Genomic DNA, 12,951 nt, shown 5'->3' on the forward strand with positions numbered 1-12,951 from the left:
GAACTGTCATGCCGGCACATTTCACAATGTGCCCGATCCTGTCCCGGTCGGCAAGCACAGGCATGCGACCCGGTGCCGCGAAGAAACACTCAGCCCACCGCCATCTCATTGGCAAAGGCCTCCCTCAGCCATGCCGCGACTCGCTCGAGCTCGGCGTGGTCGGACTGCCCACGAGGCATCAGCAGATGGTAGCGAAGCCCCGGTAGGCTCGGACCGAAGGGCACATGCAGCACACCGCGCTCGAGCTCCGCTCGGATCAAGGTCTGGCTCAGCAGGGCCACCCCCTGCCCGGCAATCGTTGCCTGCACCGCATGGCTCTCGTCCGAGAAGCTCAGACTGGGCCCCAGCTCGGCGAGCGAGCAACCGGCGGCCTGGCACCACTGCGGCCAGGTGGGTAGTCCCAGCGAGGGGCAATACCAATCGAAGACGACATGGCGCACCGCCTTGAGATCCTCGACTCGCGCCAGGCCCAGGCGCGGGCTGGCGACCAGGGCGAAGGTGTCCTGCGCCAGCTCGACAGATTCATGATCCGGATAAGGCCCCATGCCGTAGCGAATCGCCAGGCACGCACCACGGGAAAGCGCCAGCGTGGCTTCGCTGGCATGAATGTGCAGATCGATATCGGGATGTGCCGCATGAAAGTCCGCCAACCGGGGCAGCAGCCATTGGCTGGCGAAGGCCGGCGTGCAGGAAAGCGTCACACTGGCCGGACGTGTCCGTTCCCGCAACGTATCGAGCGCTTCGCCAATGGCATCGAAGCCTTGCCGAAGCACGGGATAGAGAACCTCCGCCGCCGCCGTGGGCACGACCTGGCGCGTCCGGCGATCGAACAGTGCCACCCCCAGTAGCTCCTCAAGCTCGCGTACTTGATGGCTGATCGCCGCCGGCGTCACCGCCAGCTCCTCGGCGGCGCGCTTGAAGCTGCGATGCCTGGCGGCCACCTCGAAGGCGCGCAGTTGGGAAAGCGGGAGCAGGCGGCGATTCATGGCGTCTCCATAGATTAGCGCAGCTTGTCTGTCTGACGAGAAATGCTCGTTTGTCAGCTTTCGCTTCAGGCACGATGCTTCGAAGCGTCCCTTCACACTTGAATTTTACTTGAGGATACCGCCATGGCTACCCTGCTGCATATCGACGCCAGTGCCCGTCCCGGTCGCTCCGGCATTGAGCCGCATGGCTCACACACACGACGCCTGAGCGCCCGCTTCGTGGAACGGTGGCGGGCTGCCCGCCCCGCCGACCGCATCGTCTATCGCGACGTCGGTCAGCAACCGCCAAGCCCCGTCACCGGCGAATGGATTCATGCGTCCTTCGCCCAGCCGGCGCAGCGCGAGCCCTGGATGCATGCGGCGCTCGCCGAGAGCGACGCCCTGGTCGACGAGCTGCTGGCAGCGGACGTGATCGTGGCCGGCGTACCGATGTACAACTTCGGCGTCCCGGCCGGCTTCAAGGCGTATATCGACAATATCGTTCGGGTCGGCCGCACCTTCGGCTTCGACCGCTCCCGCGCCAGCCTACCCTACTGGCCCATGCTGACCGACATGCGCAAGCGGTTGGTCATTCTGAGCGCCCGCGGCGATTACGGCTACGAGGCAGACGAACACATGGCCCGCGCCAACCATGTCGAGCCGCATATTCGAACCGTATTCGGCTACCTGGGCATTGACGACGTGCAGAGTATCGCGGTGGAGTACGACGAGTTCGCCGATGAGCGGCTACGAGTCTCGCTGGACCAGGCCGAGCGGCGCATCGAGGCGCTGGTGTCCGAACTGGCGGAAAGCCTCGAGCTGCTCGCTTGCTGAGAGAACGGGAAGCGACGTTGGCCCGCACCGAAAGGCAGCGGGCCAACGCGACTTCGGCCCCGAACAGTATCGGGGCATACGATCTCTCAGATATTGGCGCCGCCATCGATAGTGAACTCGGCGCCGGTCACCGAACGCCCTTCCGGGCCCGCCAGCCAGGTCACCAGGCCGGCCACGTCGTCGGCTTCGTTGTAGCGTGGGATCGCCATCAAGCTGCGCTGGGGATCGGAGAGTTCGCCGTCGGCCGGGTTCATGTCGGTATCGGTGGAGCCTGGATGCACGACATTGACGCTGATCCCGCGCGGACCCAAGTCTCGCGCCAGCCCCTTCGTCAGACCCACCAGGCCCGCCTTACTCATGGCGTACAAGCTGATGCCGGGCCAGGGGACTCGCACGGCCAGGTTGCTGCCGATGGTGATGATTCGCCCTCCCTCCGGCATATGCCTCACCGCTGCCATGGCAGTCACGACGGGGGCACGCAGGTTGATCGCAATGGTGCGGTCCAGTTCTTCCAGCGTCGCCTCTTCGATCGTTCCGCTCGGGAAGATGCCTGCGTTGTTGATCAGGATATCGAGCCCACCCAACTCGGCTACCGTACGTTCGACAGCGGCCTCGAGTGCTGCGGCGTCACGATTGTCGGCACGCATAGCCATAGCTCGCCCACCCACCGACACGATCCCGTCCACCACCGACTGTGCCTGCGCCTCACCGTTGGCATACGTCAGCGCGACGGCTGCCCCCTCCCCTGCCAATCGTCGGGCGTTGGCAGCGCCTATCCCACGGCTGCCACCGGTCACCATCGCCACCTTTCCGCTGAATCGCTGCATGTGTCGCCTCCGTTCACATATTTATGTAGTGATTGACACAAAATAAGGTGGCTAGACATGCATGTTCCTGTCAAGATATTTTGTAGTTATCGATACAAAAAGGAGTGTGACATGCCCCAGCGTGGCAGACCCCGCGGCTTCGATAGGGAAAGCGCCCTGCGTCAAGCCATGGAAGTGTTCTGGGCCAAAGGATTCGATAACGCCTCGTTGACCGACCTGACCCGCGCCATGGGTATCAATTCACCCAGTCTCTATGCGGCGTTCGGCAGCAAGGAAGCGCTGTTCAAGGAGGCGGTGGATCTCTACAGTCGCACGGAAGGCAGCGGTATCTGGGAACAGGTGGAAACGGCGCCGACCGCACGCGACGCCATCGCGCAAGTGCTGCGCACCACGGCCGAGGCCTTCACACGCGGTGACGAACCCAGGGGCTGCTTGATCGTGCTCGCCGCACCGCAGAGGCAGGGCGCCAACCCCGAAGTCTGCGATGCGCTGAAAGTTCGGCGCCAACATAACGTATGCCAGTTGGTGCGACGCTTGCAGCGCGCCGTGGAGGACGGTGAATTGCCCGCCGCCATCGACTGCCGTGCGATCGCCAATTATTACGTCACCCTGCAGCACGGCATGTCGATCCAGGCCCGTGACGGCGCCTCGCGCGAGACGCTGCTGGCCATTGCCGACTGTGCGATGTCTGGCTGGGAAGCTCTCATCGACGTTTCACATGAAGCCCAGCGCCAGGAACGGCGTGGCTAGCCCTTGCCATCATCTGCATGGCGCTCCCAGGGGAGAGCGGGCTCCCATTCTTCGACGAGAAAATCGATGAAGGCGCGTACTCTGGGCGGTACCAGGCGGCGCTGCGGCATGACCGCGTGGATGCCCGTCTCGGGCAGCGCGTGGTCAGGCAAAATCTGCCGCAGTCGGCCAGCCCGCAGGTCGTCGCATACATGCCAAGTGGACTGCTGCACGATACCCAGCCCCGCCACGGCGGCGTCGCGCAGAAACTCACCCTGGCTGCTGCGGATGCGCCCGCTCACCTTGACGCTCACATTTTCGCCGCTGACATCGCGAAGCCGCCAGGTGCCGGACTCCTCTTCGCCGTCGCTCAGCAGCAGGCATTCGTGCCGGGTCAATTCCTCGGGCGCATGCGGGGTGCCATGGCGTTTCAGATAAGCGGGAGAAGCGCACAGCACGCGGCGATTCGCGGCCAGCCGGCGCGCCACCAAGCTGGAGTCGGCAAGCAAACCGATGCGAATGGCCAGGTCGAACCCCGAAGCCACGATGTCCCGCCGCCGGTCGGACAGGTCGAGATCGAGCCGTAGCCGGGGATGCCGGCTCAGAAAATTGGGCAACAACGGCGACACATAGAGGCGGCCAAACGTGGGGGGCAACGTCAGGCGCAGGGTACCCGCCACCTCGCGCGTCGACCGGTGCAGCCCACCCATCAGCGCCTCGAGATCCTCCACCGCCTCCCGCCCCTGTTCGGCCAGGCTACGGCCCTCCGGCGTCGGACGCAGCTGTCGGGTGGTGCGTTGCAGGAGTCGCACGCCGAGCTCCCGCTCGAGTCGCTTCAAGCGCTGGCTGGCGACGGCCGCGGACAGAGCCAGGCTGCGTGCCGCTTCGCAGATCGACCCTAGGTCAAGAATGCGCAGAAATAGTAAAAGATCGTCGCCTCGGCCCAGACCGGCGACTTCGCGCCGCCAGTGGAGGACGAGCGCCTGTACCGGATCGTCGATGTGCTCGACGAGATTGCCGAAGAGACGGGCAAGTCGATTCCCCAGATCGCCCTCAACTGGCTGCTCGGACGCTCCACCGTGTCCAGCGTGTTGATCGGGGCACGCAACGAGGCCCAACTGCGGGACAACCTGGGCGCCGCCGGATGGCAACTCGATGAGGAGCAGACAAGGCGGCTCGACGAAGCCAGTCGCGTGACGCCGCCCTATCCCTACTATCCCTACTGGAACGGTCAATTCGCCGAGCGCAATCCCGTTCCCGTCTGACCGTTGCCGCTCGGCGCTTGGCCGGCAAGGGTCAGGCGGTGGCCGCTACCCGCGCCTGTACGCCCGCCACGATGACCAGCGTGGCCAGGAACAGCATGCCTCCGCTGGCAACGAAGACCCACGTGACACCGCTGACATCGAAAATCAGGCCGCCGACAGCCGCGCCGGTCGCGATGGCCATGTTGATGGCGGCCACCAGCAACCCGCCCGCGCTCTCGGCCTCGTCCGGCACCGTGCGCGAGAGCCAAGTGGACCAGGCCACCGGGATGGCACCGAAGGCCAGTCCCCAGAGGGCGACCAGAGCGCCATCCAGCACGGCCACGCCGCCCTGGCTGGCCAGGCTCAGCCCCAGCGTGCCCATCAGCAGCGGTGCCACGACCAGAGTCAGGCGCAGGCTACGCTCGACCAGCGCGCCGGCCAGGAAGTTGCCCACGAAGTTGGCCACACCGAAACCGAGCAGGATGGCGGCAATGCCGTTCACGCCGACACCGGTCACGCTCTCGAGGAAGGGACGGATATAGGTGAAGAAGGCGAAGTGACCGGTGAAGACCAGCCCCGCCGCCAGCATGCCGAGGCCGACCCGCGGCCGCATCAACACATCGAACAGGGTGCGCAGTCGAGTCACGCCACTTGGCGCCATACGCGGCAGGGTGGCGTACTGCACCACGAAGGCCAGCAGGCCCAGCAGCGACGCCGCCAGGAAGACGTTGCGCCAGCCGATCAGATCGCCGAAGAAGCTGCCCAGCGGCGCTGCGGCGATGGTCGCCACGGAAACACCGCTGAACATGATCGACAGCGCGCGCGGCACCGAATCCTCCGGCACCAGGCGCATGATGGTGGCGATCGACATGGTCCAGAACCCGCCCAGGGCCATGCCGAGCAACACACGCCCGATCAGCAGCACGAGCAGGTTGGGCGCCAGCGCGACGATCAGGTTCGAAGCGATCAAGAGGAGAGAGAAGGCCAGCAGTACGAAGCGTCGGTCGATGCGTCGCGTGGCCGCCGTGATCAGCAGGCTCGTCATCAGAGCGACCGCCGCCGTCGCGGTCACCGCCTGGCCCGCCATGCCTTCCGTAATGCTTAGATCCACCGCCATGGGGGTGAGCAGGCTAGCGGGCAGGAACTCCGCCGTGACCAGCCCGAAGACGCCCAGCGTTACCGAGATTACCGCCGCCCAGGCGGGCTCGGCCCGTTGTGTCAGCTCATTCATCTCCATTTCCTGTATCAGGGGTTGTTGCGATGCAGAATAAAATGGACGCTCCGGACGATCCATGCTAAATACTCTCGAATGATTGATTATTCGTCCGAAACGACACAGGCACCCTCCGCTTCGCTTCCCGGCGACCGGGTCAGCGAATTGCTGATGGGCATGCGGCTGCGTGGCATTCGCTACCGCCGTATCCAGGTGACACCCCCCTTTGGCCTATGCTTCGGTAGCAAGGAGGGGTGGGCCCAGTTCCACTTCATCGCCCAAGGCCCGGTCTTCCTGCGCAGCCCCGGCGGGGCGCTGCACGCCTTGGAGGCAGGCGACGCCCTGCTCCTGCCGCGTGGAGGCCGACACGAGTTGCTCTCGGCACCGGAACAGCCCAGCCGCGACATTGCCGACTACGAGAGTGCCACGCTTTGCGAGGCGGTCAGCGCGGTCGAGGCATGCGCGGCGGCAAGCTGTCCTACGACCCGCGCCGTGTTCTTCAGCGCCTGCCTGGAATTCGACCTCGGCGGCATGCATCCCCTCGTGGCCTTGATGCCCGAAGTGATGCGAGTCGGCACGCTACTCGAGCGACATCCCGAGTTACTGCCTATGCTCGAGGCGATGGATCGCGAAGCGCGCACGGAGCGCGCGGGGTTCGCCGGCATTCTGGCCCGGCTTGCGGACGTGATTTCGGCCTATATCGTACGCGGCTGGGTAGAGTGCGGCTGCGGCAATGCAACCGGTTGGGTCGAGGCATTGCGCGACCCGCGCCTGGGGCGAGTTATCAGCGCCGTGCATCGCGATCCGGGCCGTCATTGGACGGTGGCCGAGCTCGCCGCGGAGATGGGCAGCTCGCGCTCGGTCTTCGCCGAACGCTTCCTGTCGGTCACTGGCATGACACCGCATCGCTACGTGACCGAACTGCGGATGCGGCTGGCGATGCAATGGATAGGGCGCGATCGGATGCCGATCGAGACCGTCGCCCTACGACTGGGCTATGGCTCGCAGGCTGCCTTCAGCCGCGCCTTCAAGCGAATCACCGGACGATCCCCCGGGGCGATACGTGCCGAGACACAACCGGAACGGAGCGGGCCGGTCACGGCCTGACAGGGCTCGATCCCCCAGCAGTGACGTGTCCGGCCAGTGCAGCCTGCCGTCCGTGCAGCCACCCGGCACGTGAGCCATCCGGTACATGAACCGCAAGAGGGACGGGCATGTCAGCGCTATCGATCACTCGCAAGTGGCGTCGCCTGGACGAACCGGGCCTGGAGGTCTTGCATCTCCAACCCGACGACGACGGCATCCTGGCGCTCGCCACCGTCGTACATGTGGGCACCGAGGCATTCGGCCTGTCCTACTTGTGGCAACTCGACCGCGACTGGCGCACCCGCCGCCTGGAGCTACACCTCGCCAGCCCCTCGATAGAAACGCTGCAGATCGAACGCAGCCACAGGGGCTGGCAGGTGAACGGCCGACCACGCCCTGACCTCGCGGCGTGCGACGAGATCGACCTGTCGGCGACGCCGTTCTGCAATACGCTGGCCATGCATCGACTCCAGGGATCGGGCGAGCTCACCACACTCTATGTGGACCTGCCCTCTCTTCAGTTGCTGCCTTCCCGTCAGCGTTACACGACTCTCGGCAAAAACCGCTGGCGCTACACCGACCTGGGTATTGCCAAGGGCTTCGAGGCCGACCTTGAGGTCGACGATGAAAACCTGGTGGTCGTCTACGAGGGTCTGTTCGAGACGCTCCCCTAGGCCGTCGGACAAGAGCTGCGCTCTTCAACGGTTTCGCTGACGGTCTCATCGAGCGCGTGAACGTGCCTGAGGAAGACGGCAGCCACTGCGGCCAGAGCAAGCATACCGATACCGCCTATGACACCGGTGACGTTGAGGCCCGCGGTAAAGGCCCTCTGGGCCTCCAGCACGATTTCCGCCGGCAGGCGATCCATGGCGGAAGTCGTGCCCCAGAGCCCCCCTTCCACGACACCGGCAAGATCGAACGAGAGGTCGTTGGAGACGACATCGCTCATTCGCGCGCGGTATACGAAGGTCGCCAAACTGCCCAATAGCGCCACACCCAACGCAACGCCAAGCTCCTGCACCATCTCCGACATGGCCGAAGCCGAACCCGCTTTATCGGCTGGCGCAGCCCCTACCACCAGATCCGTGCCCAGCGCGGCGATGGTGCCCAGTCCGAGATAGACCAACGAGAACCCGGCTATCGCCATGCCCACCCCGCTGGCGTTCACTTCGACGGTCGCCAGCAGCCAGTAGCCCAGCGACGAGAGCACCAGCGCGGCGCCTACCACATAGCCAGGCCGGATGCGGCGGGCGAGCAGCGGTGCCACGATGCCCGCCAGCACCATCATCAGCGCCGGCGGCCCCATCCACAGCCCCGCCGCCAGAGGTGTGAGCCCCGCCACCAGCTGCAGGTACTGGGTCACCAGCAGCATCACGCCGGAAACGCCGACAAGACCCACCAGCAGTACGACCAGAGCGGCACTGAAGGTGCGGCTGCCGAACAGACGCATGTCGAGTAGCGGGTCGGCCAAACGCTTTTGACGACGCACGAACACGACCGCCAGTAGCGCCCCCAACGCCAGGGCCACCACCGCCACCGGTTCGAGCCCCGCCTTGGCGACTTCCTTCACGCCATAGATGGCCGTGAGCACGGCCGCAAGGGACAACAGCACGCTGGCGAGATCCAACCGGCCGCTGCGAGGCGTACGGTACTCGGGCAGCAATAGCGGAGCCGCAATCAGCAGCACGGCCACCACGGGTACCGCTACCAGAAAGGCCGAGCCCCACCAGAAGCGCTCCAATAACACGCCGCCCACTACCGGCCCCAGCGCCATGCCCAGGGCGAACATGGTCGCCCAGATGCCAATGGCCAGCGCACGCTGGCGTGCGTCGCCGAACATGTTGCTGATCAATGCCAGGGTCGATGGCATCAACGTCGCGCCGGCCACACCAAGCACCGCGCGGGCGGCAATCAGCATGCCCGCACTGGTGGCATAGGCCGCGATCACCGAGGCGATGCCGAAAGCTACGGCACCGATCATCAGCAGCCGGCGGCGACCGATGCGGTCGCCCAAGGTTCCCATGGTGATCAGAAAGCCGGCGATCAGGAAGCCGTAGGCATCCATGATCCACAGCGCCTGGGTGCTGCTCGGCAGCAGATCCGCTGCCAGGGCGGGCAGCGCCAGATAGAGAATGGTGACGTCGAGACCGAGCAGCGCGGTGGGCAGCGCCAGCACGACCAAGCCGGCCCACTCCTTGGAGCTCGCCCGCTGTGGGGCCGAACGTGAACCGGCACCCTGCTCATCGAAGGAAACCATGCCATGCCTCCTGTTCCCCATGGGTTGGCATGGTAGTCTTGGCCCATCCTGATAGGGTTACAATATAGCCAGTTATCCTATTACCAGCAGTACTACCTGGAACAAACCATGGCCGGACGCAGTCTCGACAGAACCCGCAGCGAACTCACCGACTTTCTGGTCCATCATCGCAACAAGCTGACGCCGGCCGACGTCGGCCTGCCCAGCACCGGCCGCCGGCGCACGCCAGGGCTTCGCCGTGAGGAAGTCGCCACCCTCGCCAGCGTGGGGCTGACCTGGTACACCTGGTTCGAGCAGGGGCGCGACATCAACGTCTCGGAGAGCTTCCTGCTAAGGGTCTCCAAGGCCCTCAAGCTCGACGATGCCGAGTGCTGTCACCTGTTCCTACTCGCCCATCGCCGACCGCCGCCGGTGGAAGCCTATCAGTGGCAGGCGATTCCGCCGCGGGTACAAACGCTGATGGACGACATGCCGAGGCCCGCCTACGTGATGAACATGCGCTGGGACGTCATCGCCTGGAACGCCGTGGCCGATACCCTGCTCGGCTTCAGCGACAGGGAGCCCGGCGAGCGCAACATGATGCGCCTGCTGTTCGCCGATCCGGCACTGCGTCGGCGCCTTCCCGACTGGCGACAGGACGCCCCCCGCCTGCTCGCCCAGTTCCGCTGCGACCTGGCGGCCGCCCCCGAGAACCCGGCCATGCAGGCGCTGATCGAAACGCTCGCCAAGCTATCGCCGGATTTTCGCCGCTGGTGGGAGCAGCCCAACCATGAAGCCTACCGCTACGGCATCGGCACTATTCTCGACGCCGACTCGATACCGCGGGAGTACGAACACGCCACGCTGCTGGTGGACGAGCATCGGCATCTCAGGATGGTGGTTTATTTCACTACAGCCTTGGAGACGTAGCCCAACATAGTCGGTTCGCGCTACTCCAATGCAGCCTGTTTCCTGCGCCACTGCCCCAGCGCCCAGCCCAGGGCCGGCAGTACGAGCATTGCCGAGGCCCAGGCGCAGGCGGCAAAGCCGAAGTGCGTGAAGATCGGCCGGTAGAGCAACGCTCCGGCAAAGACGCACAGATAGGTAATGGCACTGTAGAGCCCCATGACGGCACCGCGCTGCATGGGGTCGAGCTCGGCAAGCTGTCGCATGAGCAGGTTCAAGCCCAGGTGGTTGCCCACACCCCAGCCCAGGCAGAGCGTCAGCAATGCCAGCGGAAGCGCTGCAGACACCGCCATTCCCAGATACATGAGCATCAAGCCGGCAAAGGTGACGCAGGCGGCGGCAGTTGCGCCGTACCGGTCGACCAGCCGGCCCAGCGGGGCAGCAACGCCGAAGCCCAGGCCATAAACGGCGATGGCCAGCCCCGCGAAAGTAGCGGGTAACTGCAGGACCTCACCCAGATGTGGGCCAAGGTAAGTATACAAACCATAAAAGGCGGTCATGTAGGCAGCGACGTTCAGCAGCACCGCGTGGATGCCGGGGATACGCAAGGCCTTGAGGCAGGAGCTGGGTTCTTCACCGCCCGCTCTCGTGCCCCAGTCGCGGCAGCGCGATATTCCCAGTGCCAGTCCAGCGGCGGCCAGAGCCAGTACCGAGAAGACCGCGCGCCAGTGCAGCAGGTCGGCCAACAGCGCTGCGAGACCAACCCCGACGACCAGGCTCAACGTCCACCCGACCAGCACGAAGCTCAGGGTTTCGCTCTCGCGCCCCTTGGCCGCCACCTGGGCGGTGAGGGTATAAATCGCCGGCAGCGCCACGCCCGCCGCGAGGCCGGCAAGCGCCTGGGCGGCAATCAACACCCAGAGCGCGGGCGAGAGAGCGGCGAAGCCCAGCGACACGGCCAGCAGCAACAGTGCCCGCCCCAGCGCATGCTCGGCGCCGATACGGTCGGACATCGAAGCCAGCAACAACGCACTGCCTGCCGTGGCCAGGCCATAGAGGGCCGTAGCCGTCATCACATCGGCAGCGCTACGGCCCGGGAATGCCCCTGCCACCGCAGCCGCAATGGGGCTCAGCGCCAGCGAATTGGCACCGATCACGGCAATGGCAGCGGTCAGCAGAAGAAGATGACGAGACATCACGGCTCGCTCCAAATGTAGTTCGATATTATCATTAAAGGAAGGAATGTCATTCGGAGCAATCGCAACAATGCCGAACCCAGAAAAAACAGAAGCCGTTCAGAACAAGCGCCAGGAGGCCCGCCCCTTGGACGCCTTCGACCGAAAAATATTAGGCGAATTGGCCGTGGACGCCGGGCTCAGCTATGCCGAGCTGGGCAATCGCGCCGGGCTCTCGGCGCCGGCCGTTCACGAACGAGTGAAGCGGCTGCGCGCCACGGGCCGCATCCGTGGCACCGTGGCGGTACTGGATGGCCCCGCCACGGGCAAGCCCTTTCTCGCCTTCGTCCATGTCGACTCCACCGGCTGGGGCAAGACCCAGGAACTGCTCGCCCTCTCGGAGCTGCCCGAAGTCGAGGAGGTCCATTCCGTGGCCGGCGACACCTGCATGCTGCTCAAGGTGCGCTGCGCCAGTAGCCGCGCCCTGGAAGGGCTGCTCGCCAGGCTCTATGCCCTGCCGAGCGTCAAGGCCACGCGCAGCTACGTGGTCCTGTCGACCTTTCTCGAGCGTACGCCCCAGGCTGGCATTACCTCGGCGCTGGAGGAGGCTCCGCTGGTGGCTCCGTCGCGGGAGACGCCGGCCTGAAGCGATTCTCGCTCGAGCAAGGCCCGTTTTCGTGCTACGCCCCAGCGATAACCCGAGAGCGCCCCATCGGTGCGCACGACCCGGTGACAGGGAATGGCAAGCGCGATGGGATTGGAGGCACAGGCCCTGGCCACGGCACGCACAGATTTGGGAGAGCCGATTCGCTGCGCCAACTCCGCATAGCTGATCGTGGTGCCCACGGGAATCTCGGTCAGCGCTTGCCAGACTCGCTGCTGAAAGGCGGTACCACGAATGTCCAGCGGCAGCGTCAACCCGACGCCAGGCGCCTCGACGAAGCCCACCACTTTGGCCACCCAGGCATCGAAATCCTTTCCCCCGGGGCTCAGGTTGGCATTGGCGAAACGATCCTGGAACTCCTGCAGCAATTGCTCCGGGTCGCTGCCCAGGGAAATGGCACAAATGCCCTTTTCGCTGGTCGCGACTAGAATGTTGCCCAGCGAACATTCTCCCAGGGCGAAGCGAATCTCCATGCCCTTTCCTCCCGAACGGTAACGCTTCGGCGCCATGCCGAGCATGCGGTCGGAACCGGCATAAAAGCGTCCGCTGGAATTGAAGCCCGCCTCATAGATCGCTTCGGTGACGGTTTCCCGCTGTACCAGCGCCTGGCGTGCACGATCCGCCCGGCAAGCGACCGCATACGCCTTGGGCGTCAGTCCCGTGACCGATTTGAAGACACGATGGAAGTGGAAGCGGCTCAGTTCCGCGGCTTGTGCCAATTCGTCGAGCGAGGGGAGCTCGTCGGCCGTCTCGATGAGACGGCAGGCCCTGGCGACGCTCTGGGCGTGCCGCTGGGCCAATGGTAACTCCTTGGGGCGACAGCGCTGGCACGGCCGGTAGCCGGCCCGTTCGGCTGAAGCTGCATCGGCATGGAATTCGGCATTCTCGCGGCGTGGGCGGCGCGATGCGCAGGTGGGACGGCAATAGACCCCGGTGGTACGCACCGCATAAACGAAAGCGTCGTCCGCCGCAGCGTCGCGGGCCAATACCGCTGCCCATTTCGCCTCATCGGAATCGAAGGTGGTAAACGGATGGTTGAATGTATCGCTCATGGCGGGCCTCCGCTGTGGGT

General features: G+C 65.1%; 14 protein-coding genes. 7 read left to right on the plus strand and 7 right to left on the minus strand.

The features are described 5' to 3' along the window. Positions 1–89 precede the first annotated feature (89 nt). A complete protein-coding gene (locus F0A17_RS11025; RefSeq protein WP_149328395.1) occupies positions 90–986 on the minus strand; it encodes a LysR substrate-binding domain-containing protein in 897 nt (298 codons plus the stop codon). Between the two features lie 123 nt (positions 987–1,109). Here F0A17_RS11025 and F0A17_RS11030 point away from each other — a divergent pair, with 123 nt between their 5' ends. After that, positions 1,110–1,799: an FMN-dependent NADH-azoreductase gene (locus F0A17_RS11030; protein WP_149328396.1), complete on the plus strand. Its 690-nt coding sequence runs from the start codon at positions 1,110–1,112 to the stop codon at positions 1,797–1,799. Positions 1,800–1,885: 86 nt separating this feature from the next. Here the strand turns inward: F0A17_RS11030 and F0A17_RS11035 are convergent, their stop codons facing one another. Continuing rightward, positions 1,886–2,626, minus strand: coding sequence for an SDR family NAD(P)-dependent oxidoreductase (locus F0A17_RS11035; RefSeq protein WP_149328397.1), 741 nt, complete (start codon positions 2,624–2,626; stop codon positions 1,886–1,888). 111 nt (positions 2,627–2,737) lie between these two features. Here F0A17_RS11035 and F0A17_RS11040 point away from each other — a divergent pair, with 111 nt between their 5' ends. Next, the gene (locus tag F0A17_RS11040; RefSeq protein ID WP_149328398.1) at positions 2,738–3,376 is read left to right on the plus strand and encodes a TetR/AcrR family transcriptional regulator; all 639 of its coding nucleotides are present in this window, start codon (positions 2,738–2,740) and stop codon (positions 3,374–3,376) included. Here F0A17_RS11040 and F0A17_RS11045 read toward each other — a convergent pair. Further along, a complete protein-coding gene (locus F0A17_RS11045) occupies positions 3,373–4,356 on the minus strand; it encodes a LysR family transcriptional regulator (RefSeq protein WP_323849415.1) in 984 nt (327 codons plus the stop codon). The genes F0A17_RS11040 and F0A17_RS11045 overlap by 4 nt on opposite strands. Between F0A17_RS11045 and F0A17_RS11050 the strand changes: the two genes are divergently transcribed. Next, on the plus strand, positions 4,324–4,620 hold the full coding sequence (locus tag F0A17_RS11050; RefSeq protein WP_228716884.1) for an aldo/keto reductase: 297 nt from the start codon (positions 4,324–4,326) through the stop codon (positions 4,618–4,620). The two genes, F0A17_RS11045 and F0A17_RS11050, sit on opposite strands and share 33 nt — an antisense overlap. Before the next feature lie 31 nt (positions 4,621–4,651). Here F0A17_RS11050 and F0A17_RS11055 read toward each other — a convergent pair whose 3' ends face one another. Beyond that, positions 4,652–5,830: an MFS transporter gene (locus F0A17_RS11055; protein ID WP_149328400.1), complete on the minus strand. Its 1,179-nt coding sequence runs from the start codon at positions 5,828–5,830 to the stop codon at positions 4,652–4,654. Between the two features lie 78 nt (positions 5,831–5,908). Between F0A17_RS11055 and F0A17_RS11060 the strand changes: the two genes are divergently transcribed. Both F0A17_RS11060 and F0A17_RS11065 read left to right on the plus strand, forming a co-directional pair. Beyond that, complete coding sequence (locus tag F0A17_RS11060; protein ID WP_149328401.1) at positions 5,909–6,919, plus strand: AraC family transcriptional regulator; 1,011 nt, start codon at positions 5,909–5,911, stop codon at positions 6,917–6,919. A 107-nt stretch (positions 6,920–7,026) separates the two neighbouring features. Beyond that, complete coding sequence (locus tag F0A17_RS11065) at positions 7,027–7,572, plus strand: putative glycolipid-binding domain-containing protein (RefSeq protein ID WP_149328402.1); 546 nt, start codon at positions 7,027–7,029, stop codon at positions 7,570–7,572. On the opposite strand, the gene F0A17_RS11070 is transcribed toward F0A17_RS11065, so the two are convergent. Further along, positions 7,569–9,155: an MFS transporter gene (locus F0A17_RS11070; RefSeq protein WP_149328403.1), complete on the minus strand. Its 1,587-nt coding sequence runs from the start codon at positions 9,153–9,155 to the stop codon at positions 7,569–7,571. The genes F0A17_RS11065 and F0A17_RS11070 overlap by 4 nt on opposite strands. A 108-nt stretch (positions 9,156–9,263) precedes the next feature. On the opposite strand from F0A17_RS11070, the gene F0A17_RS11075 reads away from it, so the two are divergent. Then, the gene (locus tag F0A17_RS11075; protein ID WP_149328404.1) at positions 9,264–10,064 is read left to right on the plus strand and encodes a helix-turn-helix transcriptional regulator; all 801 of its coding nucleotides are present in this window, start codon (positions 9,264–9,266) and stop codon (positions 10,062–10,064) included. 20 nt (positions 10,065–10,084) lie between these two features. Here the strand turns inward: F0A17_RS11075 and F0A17_RS11080 are convergent, their stop codons facing one another. Beyond that, a complete protein-coding gene (locus tag F0A17_RS11080) occupies positions 10,085–11,236 on the minus strand; it encodes an MFS transporter (RefSeq protein WP_228716885.1) in 1,152 nt (383 codons plus the stop codon). Positions 11,237–11,363: 127 nt separating this feature from the next. Here F0A17_RS11080 and F0A17_RS11085 point away from each other — a divergent pair, with 127 nt between their 5' ends. Further along, on the plus strand, positions 11,364–11,861 hold the full coding sequence (locus F0A17_RS11085) for an Lrp/AsnC family transcriptional regulator (RefSeq protein ID WP_228716886.1): 498 nt from the start codon (positions 11,364–11,366) through the stop codon (positions 11,859–11,861). Here the strand turns inward: F0A17_RS11085 and ada are convergent. After that, positions 11,756–12,931 carry a bifunctional DNA-binding transcriptional regulator/O6-methylguanine-DNA methyltransferase Ada gene (gene ada / locus F0A17_RS11090; RefSeq protein ID WP_149328407.1) on the minus strand — a complete coding sequence of 392 codons (1,176 nt, stop codon included), beginning with the start codon at positions 12,929–12,931 and terminating at the stop codon, positions 11,756–11,758. The two genes, F0A17_RS11085 and ada, sit on opposite strands and share 106 nt — an antisense overlap. Positions 12,932–12,951: the final 20 nt, after the last annotated feature.

Origin of the sequence: Billgrantia pellis (assembly GCF_008297955.1) — a bacterium.
GTDB lineage: Bacteria > Pseudomonadota > Gammaproteobacteria > Pseudomonadales > Halomonadaceae > Halomonas > Halomonas pellis.

What these genes read in the sequence shown, in the direction of transcription:
- F0A17_RS11025 (WP_149328395.1), bottom strand. Translation starts at nt 986, where the DNA reads ATGAATCGCCGCCTGCTCCCGCTTTCCCAACTGCGCGCCTTCGAGGTG.
- F0A17_RS11030 (WP_149328396.1), top strand. Translation starts at nt 1,110, where the DNA reads ATGGCTACCCTGCTGCATATCGACGCCAGTGCCCGTCCCGGTCGCTCC.
- F0A17_RS11035 (WP_149328397.1), bottom strand. Translation starts at nt 2,626, where the DNA reads ATGCAGCGATTCAGCGGAAAGGTGGCGATGGTGACCGGTGGCAGCCGT.
- F0A17_RS11040 (WP_149328398.1), top strand. Translation starts at nt 2,738, where the DNA reads ATGCCCCAGCGTGGCAGACCCCGCGGCTTCGATAGGGAAAGCGCCCTG.
- F0A17_RS11055 (WP_149328400.1), bottom strand. Translation starts at nt 5,830, where the DNA reads ATGAATGAGCTGACACAACGGGCCGAGCCCGCCTGGGCGGCGGTAATC.
- F0A17_RS11060 (WP_149328401.1), top strand. Translation starts at nt 5,909, where the DNA reads ATGATTGATTATTCGTCCGAAACGACACAGGCACCCTCCGCTTCGCTT.
- F0A17_RS11065 (WP_149328402.1), top strand. Translation starts at nt 7,027, where the DNA reads ATGTCAGCGCTATCGATCACTCGCAAGTGGCGTCGCCTGGACGAACCG.
- F0A17_RS11070 (WP_149328403.1), bottom strand. Translation starts at nt 9,155, where the DNA reads ATGGTTTCCTTCGATGAGCAGGGTGCCGGTTCACGTTCGGCCCCACAG.
- F0A17_RS11075 (WP_149328404.1), top strand. Translation starts at nt 9,264, where the DNA reads ATGGCCGGACGCAGTCTCGACAGAACCCGCAGCGAACTCACCGACTTT.
- F0A17_RS11080 (WP_228716885.1), bottom strand. Translation starts at nt 11,236, where the DNA reads ATGTCTCGTCATCTTCTTCTGCTGACCGCTGCCATTGCCGTGATCGGT.
- ada (WP_149328407.1), bottom strand. Translation starts at nt 12,931, where the DNA reads ATGAGCGATACATTCAACCATCCGTTTACCACCTTCGATTCCGATGAG.